The organism is Pseudomonas sp. B7, assembly GCF_016735645.1.
Taxonomy (GTDB): domain Bacteria; phylum Pseudomonadota; class Gammaproteobacteria; order Pseudomonadales; family Pseudomonadaceae; genus Aquipseudomonas; species Aquipseudomonas glycinae.
On record NZ_JAERRE010000002.1, the window covers coordinates 553,076 to 568,512 of the forward strand.

Annotated in this window: 13 protein-coding genes and 2 pseudogenes; 5 read left to right on the forward strand and 10 right to left on the reverse strand. The window is 60.8% G+C overall.

Translation table 11 applies throughout. The annotated features are described in order from the left end of the window. Window positions 1–7 precede the first annotated feature (7 nt). The 3 genes from JKA62_RS07430 to JKA62_RS07440 are packed head-to-tail and all read right to left on the reverse strand — an operon-like array spanning window position 8 to window position 1,759. Window positions 8–268, reverse strand: a complete 261-nt coding sequence (locus JKA62_RS07430; protein WP_007952344.1) for a phosphopantetheine-binding protein — start codon at window positions 266–268, stop codon at window positions 8–10. Then, window positions 249–1,058 (reverse strand): lysophospholipid acyltransferase family protein, encoded by an 810-nt coding sequence (locus tag JKA62_RS07435; protein ID WP_041475120.1) that lies wholly within the window; start codon window positions 1,056–1,058, stop codon window positions 249–251. The genes JKA62_RS07430 and JKA62_RS07435 overlap by 20 nt, the downstream gene beginning before the upstream one ends. Next, window positions 1,034–1,759 carry a beta-ketoacyl synthase chain length factor gene (locus JKA62_RS07440; protein WP_201817137.1) on the reverse strand — a complete coding sequence of 242 codons (726 nt, stop codon included), beginning with the start codon at window positions 1,757–1,759 and terminating at the stop codon, window positions 1,034–1,036. The genes JKA62_RS07435 and JKA62_RS07440 overlap by 25 nt, the downstream gene beginning before the upstream one ends. A 369-nt stretch (window positions 1,760–2,128) precedes the next feature. On the opposite strand from JKA62_RS07440, the gene JKA62_RS07445 reads away from it, so the two are divergent. Next, on the forward strand, window positions 2,129–2,899 hold the full coding sequence (locus JKA62_RS07445) for a ParA family protein (RefSeq protein WP_064382864.1): 771 nt from the start codon (window positions 2,129–2,131) through the stop codon (window positions 2,897–2,899). A gap of 7 nt (window positions 2,900–2,906) precedes the next feature. Here the strand turns inward: JKA62_RS07445 and trxC are convergent, their stop codons facing one another. The 6 genes and pseudogenes from trxC to JKA62_RS29205 form a co-directional block, all read right to left on the reverse strand. Then, complete coding sequence (trxC, locus tag JKA62_RS07450; RefSeq protein WP_011332109.1) at window positions 2,907–3,341, reverse strand: thioredoxin TrxC; 435 nt, start codon at window positions 3,339–3,341, stop codon at window positions 2,907–2,909. Window positions 3,342–3,422: 81 nt separating this feature from the next. Beyond that, window positions 3,423–4,886: a protein adenylyltransferase SelO gene (gene selO / locus JKA62_RS07455; protein WP_201817142.1), complete on the reverse strand. Its 1,464-nt coding sequence runs from the start codon at window positions 4,884–4,886 to the stop codon at window positions 3,423–3,425. A 48-nt stretch (window positions 4,887–4,934) separates the two neighbouring features. Next, the gene (gene mscK / locus JKA62_RS07460; RefSeq protein WP_201817144.1) at window positions 4,935–8,288 is read right to left on the reverse strand and encodes a mechanosensitive channel MscK; all 3,354 of its coding nucleotides are present in this window, start codon (window positions 8,286–8,288) and stop codon (window positions 4,935–4,937) included. A gap of 34 nt (window positions 8,289–8,322) precedes the next feature. Further along, complete coding sequence (locus tag JKA62_RS07465) at window positions 8,323–10,065, reverse strand: potassium/proton antiporter (RefSeq protein WP_011332112.1); 1,743 nt, start codon at window positions 10,063–10,065, stop codon at window positions 8,323–8,325. A 341-nt stretch (window positions 10,066–10,406) separates the two neighbouring features. Further along, window positions 10,407–11,279, reverse strand: a complete 873-nt coding sequence (locus JKA62_RS29200; protein WP_371850982.1) for a methyl-accepting chemotaxis protein — start codon at window positions 11,277–11,279, stop codon at window positions 10,407–10,409. Next, a pseudogene (locus JKA62_RS29205) lies at window positions 11,262–12,140 on the reverse strand (MCP four helix bundle domain-containing protein); the annotation flags it as partial. The gene JKA62_RS29200 and the pseudogene JKA62_RS29205, both read right to left, overlap by 18 nt. Window positions 12,141–12,312: 172 nt before the next feature. Here JKA62_RS29205 and JKA62_RS07475 point away from each other — a divergent pair. Further along, entirely contained in the window at window positions 12,313–12,543 is a 231-nt protein-coding gene (locus tag JKA62_RS07475) for a hypothetical protein (RefSeq protein ID WP_011332114.1), read from the forward strand. Beyond that, window positions 12,540–12,842 carry a cell division protein ZapA gene (locus JKA62_RS07480; RefSeq protein WP_201817150.1) on the forward strand — a complete coding sequence of 101 codons (303 nt, stop codon included), beginning with the start codon at window positions 12,540–12,542 and terminating at the stop codon, window positions 12,840–12,842. Before JKA62_RS07475 ends, JKA62_RS07480 begins: the two co-directional genes overlap by 4 nt. A 92-nt stretch (window positions 12,843–12,934) precedes the next feature. Here the strand turns inward: JKA62_RS07480 and JKA62_RS07485 are convergent, their stop codons facing one another. Beyond that, complete coding sequence (locus JKA62_RS07485) at window positions 12,935–13,153, reverse strand: hypothetical protein (RefSeq protein ID WP_201817153.1); 219 nt, start codon at window positions 13,151–13,153, stop codon at window positions 12,935–12,937. Window positions 13,154–13,492: 339 nt separating this feature from the next. Between JKA62_RS07485 and JKA62_RS29210 the strand changes: the two are divergent. Continuing rightward, window positions 13,493–14,518: pseudogene (locus JKA62_RS29210) on the forward strand (cache domain-containing protein); the annotation flags it as partial. 135 nt (window positions 14,519–14,653) lie between these two features. Next, entirely contained in the window at window positions 14,654–15,385 is a 732-nt protein-coding gene (locus JKA62_RS29215) for a methyl-accepting chemotaxis protein (RefSeq protein ID WP_425273009.1), read from the forward strand. Window positions 15,386–15,437: the final 52 nt, after the last annotated feature.

Sequence of the window (15,437 nt, forward strand, 5' to 3'; positions counted from 1 at the left end):
TCCGGTCTCAAGCTGCCTGTTTTGCCGTGACGAACGCCGCAAGGCTCGCCACGTTGGAGAAATGGTTGCGGGTGTCCTTGGCGTCGGCGTCGATTTTGATGCCGTACTTTTTCTGGATCGCCAGGCCAAGTTCCAGAGCGTCGACGGAATCCAGGCCCAGGCCTTCGCCAAACAGCGTCTGGTCGTCGCCGATGTCCTCTGCGCTGATGTCTTCGAGGCCCAGGGCGTCGATGATCAGCTCTTTGATGTCACGGTTTAGATCGCTCATCTTCGGCGAGCTCCTTGATAAAGAATTGGTGCAAATAGTCGTTGAGCTTGCGCGAAGCCTGAGGCGCGGGGCCCTGCGCGGCGAAAGTCTGTGGGTCTATATCGGCCCCGACGTGAAAACTGAAGTGCACGCGGCGACCGGGAATGCGATACCAGGGCTCGGCCTTGGTCAGGGTGGTCGGACTGACCTTGATGACTACCGGGGTGACGATTTTCGCACCGCGCAGCGCGATGGCCGCCGCCCCCCGATGAAAGGCCGGCGCCTGACCCGGCTGTGTGCGGGTACCTTCAGGGAAAATGATCAGGGTCTGCCCGCTTTGCAGGGCACCGGCGGCAGCGTCGAGCATGTCCATGCTGCCGTCGTTGCTGATGTATTCGGTGCTGCGCAGCGGGCCGCGAGTGAAGGGGTTTTCCCACAGGCTTTTCTTCACCACGCAATTGGCCCCGCGCACCAGACCGATCAGGAACACCACATCGATCAGCGACGGGTGGTTGGCGATGATCATCTGCCCCGGACGGCCGAGACGTTCGGCGCCCTGAATGTCGTAGGTCAGCACGCCGGTACGGGCCATGAAGCGGACAAAAAACCAGAACAGCCGACTGACGGTCTGGCGCGCCCGCTCGCGGTGCGCAATGGCGTCGCCCGGCAGGAAACCGAGCAATGGAAATACCAGCAGGCGCAGGCACAGACCACCGAGCCCGAACAGGGCGAAGCTGGTGGCAGTCGCCAGCAGACGCCAGTAATAGGCATCGCGATTTTTTCCGATCACGGGTTGCGTTGCCAGGTCCATAGACGATTCTTCCAGGCATGTTGGCAATGGGGTTGCTGATCGAGCAGGGTTCGCAGCAGATTCAGCGCATGAGGCCGCTGCGTTTTTGACCGTGCTTCGGGGGCGCTGTTCAGGGTCAGCCGCCAGTCGGTACCGGGGGTGAGCAACAGCCCGACTGCATAGGGAAATGGTACGTCGTCGATCCACGTCGAATAGGCTTCGGGCGGTTGTTCCTCGGTGATCACCAGCAGCACTGCCGGGGCTCCTTCGTTCAACAACGTCGCCGCTTCGAGCATGCCGTGTTCGAGGCCGTCGCCGGCCGCGGCGAGTGCGGTCATTTCGCTGGTTTCGCCGCGCATGATCGACCACAGGCCGATGATCGCGTTATGCACCGACAGGCTGAACTGGGTCGGCGACAGCGGCTGATCGTTGGCCAGATCGCTGAGAATTTCAAAGGTGCGCGGGGTTTCGCCGTGCCGGGAGACGAACACCAGCGGCAGATTTTCCCGACCGTCGGCCAGCGGCCAGCCGACACTGAACGCCATCCGCGCCAGACGGCTGAGACGACGGCGCTGCATGGCCGGCAGAAACGACACATCGGGTGCGGCATCGCTGCTTTCGAGCACGACCGGTTGTCGGCTCCAGGCTTGCCAGGCTTCCACACTGTCGAGCCCGGGAGCCCAGGCGCGCCATTGGGCGATGTTGAAGTTGATCACGGACATTTATCCCGCCCCTGCGGGCTGAGTTGACGCGGTTTCGCCAACGTCGCCGCTGAGCTGATTTAGCCTGAAATGGCATGGCGCGTGGCGCCGGGTGGCGCGCATTATCCCGGTGCGACGAGTGTGTAGCAAATGCTGGTTACATTTTGAACGACGAAATGAACCGAATGGTACGCGGCATGAGCTGTCACTTGGCCATTATCCAGATTGCCGGGTGTCTGTCTGTCAGGCGAATCGGCGATCAACGGGTGTCTTTGCGCCGTATTCATTGGGAGATTGGCGCCTGACTTTGTAGTCCGCGTCCATCGAGGTAGCGAACCGGCACCGGGCACCACTACACTCGGTCATTCTTTGATACACGGAGGTTTTGTCATGCGGCGCGTGGTGTTCAATCAGAAAGGTGGCGTAGGCAAATCCAGCATTGCCTGCAATCTGGCGGCGGTAAGCGCCAGCGAGGGTTATCGCACGCTGTTGGTCGACCTTGATGCCCAGGCCAATTCCACTCAGTATCTGACCGGGCTCACGGGTGATGACATTCCGATGGGCATTGCCGATTTCTTCAAGCAGACCCTGTCTTCCGGGCCGTTCTCGAAAAAGAACCAGGCGGATATCTACGAAACGCCGTTCGACAACCTGCACATCATCACCGCCACCGCCGAGCTGGCTGACCTGCAGCCCAAGCTTGAGGCCAAGCACAAGATCAACAAGCTGCGAAAGCTGCTCGACGAGTTGTCGGAAGATTACGACCGGATCTATCTGGATACGCCGCCGGCGCTGAATTTCTATGCGGTCTCGGCCCTGATTGCCGCCGATCGGGTACTGATTCCCTTCGACTGCGACAGCTTCTCGCGTCAGGCCCTGTACGGTCTGATCGCCGAGATCGACGAGTTGAAGGAAGACCACAACGAAGGCCTGGAAGTTGAAGGCATTGTGGTCAACCAGTTCCAGGCCCGAGCCAGCCTGCCGCAGCAGATCCTCGACGAACTGATCGCCGAGGGCCTGCCGGTGCTGCCGGTCTACCTCGCCAGTTCAGTGCGCATGCGCGAATCGCATCAGGCCAGCATGCCGCTGATCCACCTCGATCCACGGCACAAGCTGACGCAGCAGTTCGTCGAACTGCACAACCTGCTCGAAGACGCCTGAGGCCTCGTCAGATGCCCTGGCTGCGCAGCCAGGCCATCAACTGCGGCAACGGGAAGGCCCCGCTCTGACGGGCCACTTCCCGGCCGTTGCGCAACAGAATCAGGCTCGGAATCGAACGAATCCCCAACTGCGCCGACAACTGCTGATTGGCCTCGCTGTCCAGCTTGGCCAGCCGGCACTTGCCTGCCAACTGCGCAGCCGCCTGCTCGAACACCGGCGCAAACGACTTGCACGGCCCACACCAGTCCGCCCATACGTCCACCAGTAACGGCAGATCGCCCTTGATCTGACTGGCGTAATCGCCTTGCTTGAGTTCGAACGGCTTGTTCAACAGCACCTCGGACTTGCAGCGCCCGCACTTCGGGTGGTCGTTGAGGCGCTCGGCGGGGATGCGGTTGAGGCCGTTGCAGGAGGGGCAGGGGATGAGGAGTGGGTCGGTCATGATCGGCTCGGTGAATAAAACGGGATCGTACGACTGATCTGGAGCCGTACGGATCGATTATCAAGGTTCAGTCGTTCCCGCTTACGACGAACAACTGATCTCCAAATGCTTGCCCCACTCCGGCGGACGTTCCGCGTAACTCTCCATTCCGGGCTGTTCCTCGAATGGATTGCTCAGCACCGCATGCAATCTGCGCACTTCTGAATAGTCACCCTGCTCGGCAGCATCGATTGCCTTCTGCGCCAGGTAATTGCGCAGGATGTACAGCGGATTCACCGCATGCATGCGCGCACGGCGCTGTTCCTGATCGGTCGCGCCTTCGCGTGCGACACGGGCGACATAGCGCTCGCCCCAGGCATCGAAACCCTTGATATCGACGAAGTCATCGCGCAGGCGAGCGACGGCCTGCTTGGCTGACTCTTCGCCCAGTCGGCGGAAGAACAGCGTGTAGTCGACGCCGCTGTTCTGCATCAGTTGCAGCAGTTGTTCCAGGAGCATCTGGTCGTCGTCCTCGGCGGTGGTGAAGCCGAGGCGGCGGCGCATCAGGTCGAGGTAGTGCGCCTGGAACAGTGGCAGGTACAGGCCTAGGGTTTCGCGCAGGGCTTCGACGCTGATGAACGGCGTGAGGGCCTGGGCCAGGGCGCTGAGGTTCCACTGGCCGACCGGCACCTGATTGCTGAAGGAGTAGCGGCCCTGATCGTCGGAGTGGTTGCAAATGAAGTTCGCGTCGAAATCGTCGAGGAAGGCGAACGGGCCGAAGTCAAAGGTGATGCCGAGGATCGACATGTTGTCGGTGTTCATCACCCCGTGGCAGAAGCCGTACGCCTGCCACTTGGCAATCAGTTCGGCGTTGCGCTCGACGATTTCGCGGAACATCGCCAGATACGGTTCCGGCTGTTCCAAACACTCGGGGTAGTGCATCGCCAACACGTGTTCGCCGAGCAGCTTCTGCTGTTCGGGGCGCTTGGTGTAATAGAAGTATTCGAAGTGGCCGAAACGGATGTGGCTCGGCGCCAGGCGCAGCACCATCGCGGCGCGTTCCTGTTTCTCGCGCCAGACCGGGGTGTCGGAGCCGATCACGCAGGCGGCGCGTGAAGACGGGATGTTCAGCGCATGCAGCGCTTCGGAAGCGAGAAACTCGCGGATCGACGAACGCAGCACCGCGCGACCGTCGCCCATGCGCGAGAACGGTGTCTGCCCGGCGCCCTTCAGATGCAAGTCCCAGTGCTCGCCGGCGGCGTTGTAGACCTCGCCCAGCAACAATCCGCGCCCATCGCCTAGTTGCGGGGTGTAGCCGCCGAACTGATGTCCGGAATAGACCATCGCCCGCGGCTCGGCGTCGGCCCATAGCTTGTGGCCGCCGAACAATTCGGCAAATTCCTGGGTGTCGGCCACTGCCGGGTCGAGATCCAGCAGCGCCAGGGCCGCCGGGCTGGCAACCACCAGTCGCGGATTGTCGATCGGTTCGGGCAGCACGTGGGCCGAGAACGCATCGCCCAGGCGGGCGAAGCGGTTGTCGAAGGTCAGTTCGTCGAGGGCTTTCAAGGACCGGCTCCAGCAGAATGTCCGAGCATTCTGCTGGGATTAGCCGGGTTAGTCGAGTTTGGCCGGCGGCGGTTCCTGCAACGGTTTCTGGTCGTCGCTGACGGGCACGATGGTTTTGGTTTCCGGTTCGATCGGCACCATCTTGTATTCCTGGCCGTGGAGGTTCTTCAGGTAAACCTCCATCTGGCGGAACGAGATGTTGATGTGCTGCTTCTTGAACTCGCGGTTGATGAAGCGGTTGACCTCATCGAGCACCGGGTTGCGGTCGCCGAGATCACGCACATGCATGCGCAATTCGTGGTCGAGGGTGCTTTCGCCGAAGTTGAGGAAGTACACATGCGGCTCGGGCTCCTTGAGCACGCGCGGGTTTTCCCGGGCGGCCTTGAGCAGCAGTTCCTTGACTAGATCCAGATCCGAACCGTAATCGACGCCCAGTTTCAGGGTCACCCGGGTGATGGTGTCGGTCAGCGACCAGTTGATCAGTTGCCCGGTGATGAACGTCTTGTTCGGGACAATGATGTCCTTGCGGTCGAAGTCGGTGATGGTCGTGGCGCGGATGCGGATCTTGCTCACCGTGCCCGACAGGTTGCCGATGGTGATGGTGTCGCCGATCCGCACCGGGCGCTCGAACAGGATCATGATGCCGGAGATGAAGTTCGCGAAGATCTCCTGCATGCCGAAACCGAGGCCGACCGACAGCGCCGCCACCAGCCATTGCAACTTGTCCCAGCTCACGCCGAGGGTCGACAGGGTCGAGACGAAACCGACCCCGGCGATCACGTACGACAGTAGCGTCGTGGTCGCGTAGGCACTGCCCTGGGCCAGATTGAGTTTCGATAGCACAAACACTTCAAGCAGGCCCGGCAAGTTGCGGGCGAGCGCAAAGGTGATGCCGATGATGATCAGCGCGCCGAGCATGTCGCCGATGCTGATCGGCACCATGCTCATGTTGGCGCCGGTGCCGCTGGTGTATTCGTAGAGGGTGATGTTGTCGAGGTACGAGAACACGGTGATCAGGTCGGCCCAGACCCAGTACAGCGCGGCGATGAAACCGCCAAGCAGCGCCAGACGGATCAGGCGCAGGGACTGTTCGTTGACCTTTTCGATGTCCAGGGTCGGCTCTTCAATCACCGCTTCGCCGTCGCCGGCTTCTTTCGCGGCCTGACGTTTGGCCAGGGCGCGCTGGTAGGCCAGACGGCGTGCCGCAACCGCGAGTCCACGGACGAAAGTGGCTTCGATCACCAGCCAGAACATCAGCAGGTACAGGGTGTTGATCAAGCGGTCGCTGAGTTTCAGTGCGGTGTAGTAGTAGCCGAAGCACACGGCGACGAACAGCGCGATGGGCAGCAGGGTGAACATCACGCCCACGGCCTTGCGGAACAGCGAGGCGTTTTCGTGGGTCGGGCTGCTGATCAGCAGGCGGCTGAGCAGCCACGCCATCAGCGCATAGCAGGTCAGCACCACCGGCATGCCCAGTACATCGTCGGCCAGCGCCGCCGGTTGCAGTTCGGCAACCGCCACCACCGCCACCAGCGCCATGACCACCAGGCCGAGGCGACGCACCCAGCCTTGCAGAAATTCGACCTGCGGTTTTTCCCAGCGGAAATGCAGTTCGGCCACGCCGCCCGGCGCGAGGATCCGGTAAGCGGTGTAGAACACCAGCCACGCCTGGGCCATTTGCAGCAGCGCCGCGCCCATGTTGGCATTCTGCCCGCGGGCGTCGATCTGCAACGCCAGCCCGCACAGAGCCAGGCCCAGCGCCACCGGCATCGCCAGCAGAATATTGATCAGGATCGCCTGCGGCGTATGCCACTGGCTGTCACGCTTGAAGTGGCCGATGTCCTGGTGAACCTTGTTCAGGCGCGAATACAGTTGCTTGCGCCGCCACAGCAGCGCGCCGATCAGCAGCGCCAGCGGCAGGAACAACAGCGGTCGCTGGGTCAGGCCGTCGGTCAGTTCACTGAGGCTCGAGGCCAGCGGCAACGTGTCGATCTGACGCTTCAGACGCTCCGGCACGCCGCGCATCCATTCGGTGTCCAGCGGCTTGTTGCTCGGAATCCAGAACATCTGCTCGTCAAGGGTCGCGCGCAGGCTTTGCGCGGTGCTCAGCAGTTGTTTCTGGTTCAGTTGCAGGGTGATCGATTCGTTGAGCATCGCGCTCAGTTCGCGGCTCAGCCGTTCCAGCAGATCGACACGGGTGTTGGCCAGCTCCAGCAGACTCTTGCGCAGTTGTGGCGTGACTTGCTCCGGCGGCTGAGTGGACAGCAGGTTGTCGACGTAAGTCGCCGGATTGCTCAGCTGTTCACGTTGTTGATTGATTTCGAACTGGTACAGGCGAATGTCGGCGATCTGGTCCGCGAGGTCGCGGTCGACCTTGAGGCGCGGCAGCGCTTGCTTCTGCTTATAGAGAATCTTCGACAGCAGCAGGCTGCCCTTGAGCACGTTGATCTGCTCGTCGAGGGCCGAATCGCTCTGGGTCACGCTGTCCAGTTGCTGCTTGGTCTGCAGGTTCTGCTGGGTCAGTTCGTTGAGACGGTCGGTGCTTTTGAGCAGGTAGTCGGAGAGCTTGAGGTTGGCCGCGCTTTCCGTGGCGAGCAGGGCGCTGCTGCCGGACTTTTGGGCCTCGATCGACTGCTGCGTCACGGTTTCCTGCGACAGGGTCAGACGCTTCTGGTTGATCAGGGTTTGCAGTTCCTGGATCTCGCGATCCAGACGGTCGGACTTTTCCGAGAGCAGGTCATGCTGACTGTTGCCCAGATCCTGCAATTGGTTGTTGCCGGCCAGTTCCTGACGGCGCAGCGGGATCAGCGCGTTCAGAGCGGCCAGCTCGGCGTTGAGCAGGTCGCGCTGCTCGGCGCTGACGGTCTTGCCGGCGTCCTTGCCGGTCTTGAGGATGTTGTTGATCTGCTGGATGCGCGTCTGGCTGCTGGAAATCTCGGCCTGGGCGCGCTCGGGGCGGGTCTGGGCGGTGATGATCAGGCTGTTGGCGTCGGCGAGGGCCTTTTGCAGATCGCTTTGCTGGGTCGAGCGCTCGGTGAGCATCTGCTCCAGCTGCTGGATGTTTTCCTTGGGGAAGCGCTGCGCTACCGGTACCACGGCGCTGGCCTTGAGACGGGTCAGTTCGCGCGAATTCTCGATGGTCTGCTTCGGCGCAGTGGCCAGTTGCTGCTTGAGGTCGATCAGCTTCTGCTCGTAGTCACGCCGGTTGTTGAGCTGGTTCAGCGTGTTTTGCAGGACCGTCTGCAGGGCCTTCTTGTCGGCTTCGGGCAGTTTGCTGTCGGTGAGTTTGTCCAGGCTGGCCTGCACGGCGTCGCTGGACGGCGGTTCGGCGGCCTGCAGCGGGCCGACAGTGAGACTCAGGCCCAGCAGGGCCGCGACGAAAAAGGAGCGCAGGGTAGGCATAGAGACCGGTCAAGCAAGTGAGAGTGGACGCAGTTTAGAGGAAGAGCCCGGGGCCCGGGCGACTTCCTTCGGGGAATCTGACGCCCACTTTGCCGATCTTGTTCCCGTCCATGACCGCAACCGTCCAGTGGGTGTTGTTCCATTCCACCTGGTCGCCAACGATCGGTGCACCGCCGACTTTCTGGGCAATGAAGTGGCCCAGGGTCATGTCCGGATCGATGCCTTCGGCAGGCAGGCCGTACAGGGCGGCAACCGCTTTGAGCTGGGCATCTCCTTCGAGTACGAAGTCGCCGAAGAAGCGCAGATCGAGGCCGCGTTGCGGCGCCTGGCTGAACAGTTTTCCGAGGGCCGGCAGGTTGTGCTCATGGCCGATAACACACAGCAAATCATCGACTTCCAGCACCGTACTACCCGACGGATGGAGCAGTTGCTGGCCGCGAAACAGGGCTGCGATACGGGTGCCTTCGGGCATTTTCAGTTCGCGCAGGGGCGAACCGATGCACCATTTTTCCGCGCCGAGCTTGTAAACGAACAGTTCCCACTCGCTGGTGACGTGCACTTCGAGGGCGGCGCGGGAAATCGGCGCCGGCTCCGGCGGTACCGTCACCTTGAGCAGCTTGGCGACCCACGGCAGGCTCGTGCCCTGCACCAGCAGCGACACCAGCACGATGAAGAACGCGAGGTTGAAGTACAGCTGCGCATTCGGCAGCCCGGCCATCAGCGGGAACACCGCCAGAATGATCGGCACCGCGCCACGCAGGCCGACCCAGGAAATGAACGCCTTTTCGCGGCCATGGAAGGCCTTGAACGGCAGCAGCCCGACCAGCACCGATAGCGGCCGTGCGAACAGGATCATCCACAGCGCCAGGCCCAGCGCAGGCAAGGCGATCGGCAGCAGATCATGCGGAGTGACCAGCAAACCAAGCACCAGGAACATGCCGATCTGCGCCAGCCACGCCATGCCGTCGAGCATGTGCAGAATGCCGTGACGGCTGCGCACCGGGCGGTTGCCGATCACCAGACCGCACAGGTACACAGCAAGGAAGCCGCTGCCGTGCAGGGCGTTGGTCAGGGCGAACACCACCAGACCGCCGGCGATCACCAGAATCGGATACAGACCGGTGGCCAGGTTGATCCGGTTGACCAGTTGCAGCATCAGCCAGCCGCCACCCAGGCCGATCACACCGCCAATGCCAAACTCGCGGATCAGGTGGGTCAGCAGGCTCCAGTGCAGACCGGTCTGGCCGCTGGCGAGCATGTCGATCAGGGTCACGGTGAGGAACACCGCCATCGGGTCGTTGCTGCCGGATTCGATTTCCAGGCTGGCGGTCACCCGTTCGTTCAGGCCCTTGCCGCCGAGCAGCGAGAACACCGCCGCGGCGTCCGTGGAACCGACGATGGCGCCGATCAGCAGGCCTTGGATCAGATTGAGATCAAACAGCCACGCGGCAGCCATGCCGGTGAGCCCGGTGGTGATAAGGACACCGACCGTGGCCAGCGACAAGGCCGGCCACAACGCCACGCGGAAACTGGACACCCGGGTGCGCAAGCCACCGTCGAGCAGGATCACTGCCAGTGCGAGGTTGCCGACCAGATAGGCCGTCGGGTAGTTATCGAAAATGATGCCGCCGCCATCGACCCCGGCACTCATGCCGACCGCGAGAATGATCACCAGAATCGGGATGCCGAGACGGGAAGACAGGGAGCTGACAAGAATGCTTGCGCCTACCAGCAACGCGCCGATCAAGAACAGGCTGTTGATGGTCGTCGCATTCAAAGGCAGTACTCCAGAAGCGGAAAGACGGGCACAAACTGACCATGCAGTCTGCGTGCCAGCGATTCTAACCTGTTGAAATGTGATGCTGTCAAAAAGGTTTTTGCGGCGGAGTCATTAGCGGTTGTGCCTGGCTTCAGACCGCTGCCCTCACCCTAACCCTCTCCCGGAGGGAGAGGGGACTGATCGCGGCGTTTATGCGAGTTGCACCGACTTGCAATTGCGAGTCGAACTCACGATCTGAAAAGCCCCCCGATCTGCTCCCTTCCCCCTCGCCCCCTTGGGGGCGGTCCGACGTTTCGGGAGGGCTGGGGTGAGGGGGGCTTTTGATCTTGATCTCAAAATTACAGGCTAAACCGCCCAACCATATTGTTCAGATCCAGCGCCAGGCGCGACAGCTCATTACTGGCCGCACTGGTCTGATTCGCGCCGGTTGCCGATTGCACCGACAGATCGCGGATGTTCACCAGGTTGCGATCCACTTCCCGCGCCACTTGCGCCTGCTCTTCGGCGGCGCTGGCGATCACCAGGTTGCGCTCGTTGATTTCAACGATGGCCGTGTTGATCGTGTCCAGCGACAGACCCGCGCCACGGGCGATGTTCAGGGTCGATTCGGCGCGCTCGGTGCTGTTGCGCATCGAATCCACGGCGTGTTCGGTGCCGCTCTGGATGCTGCCGATCATGCGCTCGATTTCGCTGGTCGACTGCTGGGTGCGGTGCGCCAGGGCGCGAACTTCGTCGGCGACCACCGCAAATCCACGACCGGCTTCACCGGCGCGGGCCGCCTCAATTGCAGCGTTGAGCGCCAGCAGGTTGGTCTGGTCGGCCAGGCCACGGATCACGTCCAGCACCTTGCCGATGTCACGGGATTCGTTGGCCAGATCGCCGATCAGGGTGGCGGTGCTCTGCACGTCGGCGCTCATGCGTTCGATGGCGCTGACGGTTTCCTGCACCAGATCGCGGCCGTCGCCGGCGGAGGTGGTGGCGTTCTTCGAGGCTTCCGAGGTGCTGACCGCGTTGCGCGCAACTTCTTCCACGGCGCTGGTCATTTCGTTGACGGCGGTGGCGGCCTGCTCGATTTCGTTGTTCTGCTGGGTCAGGCCTCGGGCGCTTTCGTCGGTGACGCTGTTCAGCTCTTCGGCGGCGGAGGCCAGTTGGGTGGCCGAGCCGGAAATCCGCTGCAGGGTGTCGCGCAGCTTCGACTGCATCTTGGCCATGGCCGCCAGCAGGCGCCCGGCTTCGTCGGTGCCGTCCACGTGGATCGGCTGGGTCAGGTTGCCTTCGGCGATGGTTTCCGCTGCATCCAGCGCCTTGGCGATCGGTTTGGTGATGCTGCTGGTCAACAGCCAGGCGAACAGCAAGGTCAGACCGGTGGCGATCACCAGCAGGGTCACCACCAGATTGAACGACATCGAATACTGATCCGTGGCGCCCTGATTGGTCTCGGCGATCTGTTGGGTGTTGATCTCCAGCAAACGCGCGAGAGCGGTATTCACCGCTTCGGAATTGGCGAGCAACTCGGTGTTGAGCATCTGCCGCAGTTCGTTGACCTGATTGTTGCGCGACAGAGTCTTCATGCGGTCTTCGAGCTGACGGTACTGCGCCAGCAACTGCACGTACTGATCGTAAGCCGCGCGTTCCTGCGGGCCATCGATCAGCGGCTCGTAGGCGCGTTGCGCGTCGGCGATCTGCCGGTTGCGCAAATCGAACAGCTCGATGGTTTTCTGCTGTACGTCTGCTTCACGGTTGATCAGCAGGCGATAGGACAGCACTCGAAGACGCAACGTGAGTTGGGTGAACTCATCCAGAGCCTTGATCGAAGGCACGCTGGCGGTGGCGATATCTTCGCCCGCTGCGCGGATCTTGCTCATCTGATTCAGGGCGAACACACCAAGAGTCAGCATCAGGCCGCCGATCAGGGCGAAACCGGTGAACGCCCGGGGGGCGATATTCATATTGCGAAGGGACATGGAGGCGGATACCAGGGAAGGGCCGCATCCGTGCGGGCTGAGACTGCTGTTGGGTGACTTATCGGTCATACGACTAAAGTCTTGAGGTGGTGTGCGTATTTGTCGCATGGGGCGTCGGGCGACGAAGTGCAGGAACCAGATCGGCAGATCACAGTCTCTAGCACTCGCAAGAACGGTCGAGCCGCCAGGAAAATCAAGGCCTTGCGCCGGTTTAACCCTGGCGTCAACGACGACTTTTCTTTATCGTACGCGCCCTTTGAAAAAGCCCTGGAAGATCAAAATGTTGGAAGCATCCCTCAGCCAATTGGAACAGCTCGTCAGTGATCTGGTGCAACAGAACCAGGCCCTGTCGGAAACCAACCAGACCCTGTCCACGGAACTGGCCCAGGCCAAGGATGAAAACGAAAGCCTGCAACTGAGCCTGATGGAACAGGAAGAAAAGCACGGTGCCACCGCCGCGCGCATCCAGGCGCTGGTTGATCGCGTCAACGCAGGTCCTGTCAGCGCATGAACCACGGCACAGCAGGGGTAAAAGTCATCTCCATCCTGGGGGAGGACTATTCGATCAAGGCACCAGCCGGGGAAGAACAGACCCTGCTGGACGCCGCATTGATGCTCAAGGCCGCACTGGCCGACACCAAGCGCAAATACCCGACGCTGATCGGCGATCGCCTGCTGGTATTGGCGGCGATGAATCTGTGCTCGCAGCAGATTGAAATGAAGAAGCAGCACCAGCAGGAACTCGAGCGTTACCAAGAGCAAGTCAGCGCCACGGTCGAGACTATTGCCAAAGCAATAGATAGAAATTAATTGGTTATAGATTAAATGGCTGGATGATTTATTAAGTTCTGAAGTTTTTAGTATAGGTTAATAATGGAGTCCCCTGAGGGACTCCTGGCTTATTAAAGCAGAATCGCCGTCCAGACTGAGATTTTAAAATCGAACTGATCATTCACCTGAGTATACATTTTTCTATAGATGCGATGGTTCGTTCCATCCGAGAATAGCATTTCATCTCCTATATTCATGAATAGCTCGGCTTTTTTTGGGGGGAGAATAACTTCCTCATAACTATTTGTTGAGTTGTTGATTGCTTTATTGATTACTACTTCAATGCTCATAAAGAATTTCCTTTAATTTTTTTAGTTATGCCTGTCTAAAAATAGGAGATAACTTGAAAGTGATGTTGTGCACTGATTCAAGTTACTTAATTATAAAATGGCATTTGAATTTGTAACCTGTCATATCTGACAGGATGTTTGTATGTACAGTGTTTCTGCGAATTAGCGGTAGCGAATGTACTCACGATGAAATATGCGAATCAGTACAATACTAAAGCGATATTGTCAGCCGGAATGTATACAATCGGCACGGCTGTTGCAGTGTTTCAGCCTCCTATTCTTTGGGGGTGCTCCATGCAGTTCTGGCGTCGCAGTATTCAATGGCAGTTGATCCTCGGCATGGGCACCGCCCTGCTGGTCAGCATTCTGATCGTGGTTGGCATTTATACCCTGGTGGTCAACCGCCTCGCCCAGAGCTATCTGGTCGAACAGGCGCTGCCGTCGAGCATCGAAGCGACGCGCAACGACATCGAACGAATCCTCGTTCAACCCCTCACCGCCGCCAAGGACATCGCCAGTAACACGATGGTCCGCGACTGGCTGGCCAATGGTGAAGACTCCGCCAAAACGCCGGGCTTCGCGCAGTATCTGGAAGGCATCCGCGCCGAACACAAGGCGTTTACCGCGCTGATCATCGGCACTGAATCCAATCACTACATCACCGAAAAAGGCCTGGATCGCACCCTCAGCCGATCCAAACCGGCCGATGCGTGGTTCTACTCCTTCCTCGACAGCAATCAGCCGCGAACCTTGAACATCGACAACGACGGGGCCACCGGAGAGCTGGCGCTGTTCATCGATTTGAAGGTGGAGCAGGCCGGCAAAGTGGTCGGTGTCGCGGGGCTCGGGCTGAGCATGAAAGAGCTGTCGGAGCTGATTCACAACTTCAGCTTCGGCGAGCGCGGGAAGGTCTATCTCGTGCGTTCCGACGGTCTTATCCAGGTCCATCCCGAAGCACAGTTCAGCGGCAAACGCACCTTGAGCGAGCAGATCGGCGGCTCAGCAGCACAAGCGGTCATGGGTCATACAGTGGCCGCCAACAGCAGCTTCCAGCGCGACGGCGAAGACTTCCTCGCCTTCAGCCTGCCTTTGCGCGATCTCGGCTGGACCCTGGTGGCCGAAGTGCCACAGTCGCAGATCTACGCCGAAGCCCGCCGGGCGATGTGGATGAGCAGCGGCATCGGTCTGGCGGTGGCGCTGGTTTGCCTGGCGCTGGTGATCTGGCTGGCCCAGGGCTTGGTGCGACCGATTCGTCAGGTAACAGCTGCATTGGTAGCAATCGGTAGCGGTGGTGGAGATTTGACTCATCGGTTAGATTCCAGCCGCGCCGATGAACTGGGCGACCTCGCCCGGGGCTTCAACCGTTTCCTCGACAGCCAGCGCGGGATGATCGGCGAAGTGCTGACCACCAGCGTGCGTCTGCGCGTTGCCGTGGGCCAGGTGGCCAGGGTTGTGGATAACACCGCCGAGCGCTCCGGCCGCCAGCAGGAAATGACCGACATGGTTGCCACCGCCGTCCACGAAATGGGCCTGACCGTGCAGGAAATCGCCCAGAACGCCGGTAATGCGGCACTCGCCTCGCAAACCGCCCGCGATGAAGCGATGCAGGCGCGGGAAGTGGTCGGCGGCTCGATTCGCCATATAGAAAGCATGTCCGATGAAATTGGCGTCGCGGCGGGCGCGGTGGGTGAGCTGGCGCATCAAGTGGCGTCGATCGATCAGGTGCTGGCGGTGATTCGCGGGGTGTCCGAGCAGACCAACCTGCTGGCGTTGAACGCTGCCATCGAGGCTGCTCGAGCCGGCGATATGGGGCGTGGTTTTGCAGTGGTGGCCGACGAGGTGCGGACATTGGCGCGCCGGACTCAGGCGTCTACCGACGAGATTCAGCAGATGATCGGCAGCCTTAAACAGGGCGCGGAGAATGCGGTGTCATCGATGCGCACCGGGCAGGCCGCGACGGGTACCGGAGTCGAATCGAGCCAGCGTACCGGGGCGTCTTTGACGGCGATTACCGGGCAGGTCGAGCGCATCAGCGACATGAACCATCAGGTGGCGACAGCGACTGAGGAGCAGTCGGCGGTGACCGAGGAGATCAACCGCAACGTACAGGGCATTTCCGATCTGGCCCGGGCGACGGCGGGGGAGGTTCGGGCGTGTCGTGAGGATTGTCAGATGTTGCAGCGGCTGGCGGATGATCTGGCGCGGCAGATGGGTGGGTTCAAGTTGAGCTGATGTGTCGTCAGATTGATCGTTCCCACGCTCTGCGTGGGAACGATCGCTAACG

Excerpts from the sequence above, each read along its gene's own strand:
- JKA62_RS29200 (WP_371850982.1), bottom strand. The coding sequence starts at position 11,279 with ATGGCCAAGATGCAGTCGAAGCTGCGCGACACCCTGCAGCGGATTTCC.
- JKA62_RS07485 (WP_201817153.1), bottom strand. The coding sequence starts at position 13,153 with ATGAGCATTGAAGTAGTAATCAATAAAGCAATCAACAACTCAACAAAT.
- trxC (WP_011332109.1), bottom strand. The coding sequence starts at position 3,341 with ATGACCGACCCACTCCTCATCCCCTGCCCCTCCTGCAACGGCCTCAAC.
- JKA62_RS07435 (WP_041475120.1), bottom strand. The coding sequence starts at position 1,058 with ATGGACCTGGCAACGCAACCCGTGATCGGAAAAAATCGCGATGCCTAT.
- JKA62_RS07445 (WP_064382864.1), top strand. The coding sequence starts at position 2,129 with ATGCGGCGCGTGGTGTTCAATCAGAAAGGTGGCGTAGGCAAATCCAGC.
- JKA62_RS07430 (WP_007952344.1), bottom strand. The coding sequence starts at position 268 with ATGAGCGATCTAAACCGTGACATCAAAGAGCTGATCATCGACGCCCTG.
- JKA62_RS07475 (WP_011332114.1), top strand. The coding sequence starts at position 12,313 with ATGTTGGAAGCATCCCTCAGCCAATTGGAACAGCTCGTCAGTGATCTG.
- JKA62_RS07480 (WP_201817150.1), top strand. The coding sequence starts at position 12,540 with ATGAACCACGGCACAGCAGGGGTAAAAGTCATCTCCATCCTGGGGGAG.
- JKA62_RS29215 (WP_425273009.1), top strand. The coding sequence starts at position 14,654 with ATGGTTGCCACCGCCGTCCACGAAATGGGCCTGACCGTGCAGGAAATC.
- mscK (WP_201817144.1), bottom strand. The coding sequence starts at position 8,288 with ATGCCTACCCTGCGCTCCTTTTTCGTCGCGGCCCTGCTGGGCCTGAGT.
- JKA62_RS07440 (WP_201817137.1), bottom strand. The coding sequence starts at position 1,759 with ATGTCCGTGATCAACTTCAACATCGCCCAATGGCGCGCCTGGGCTCCC.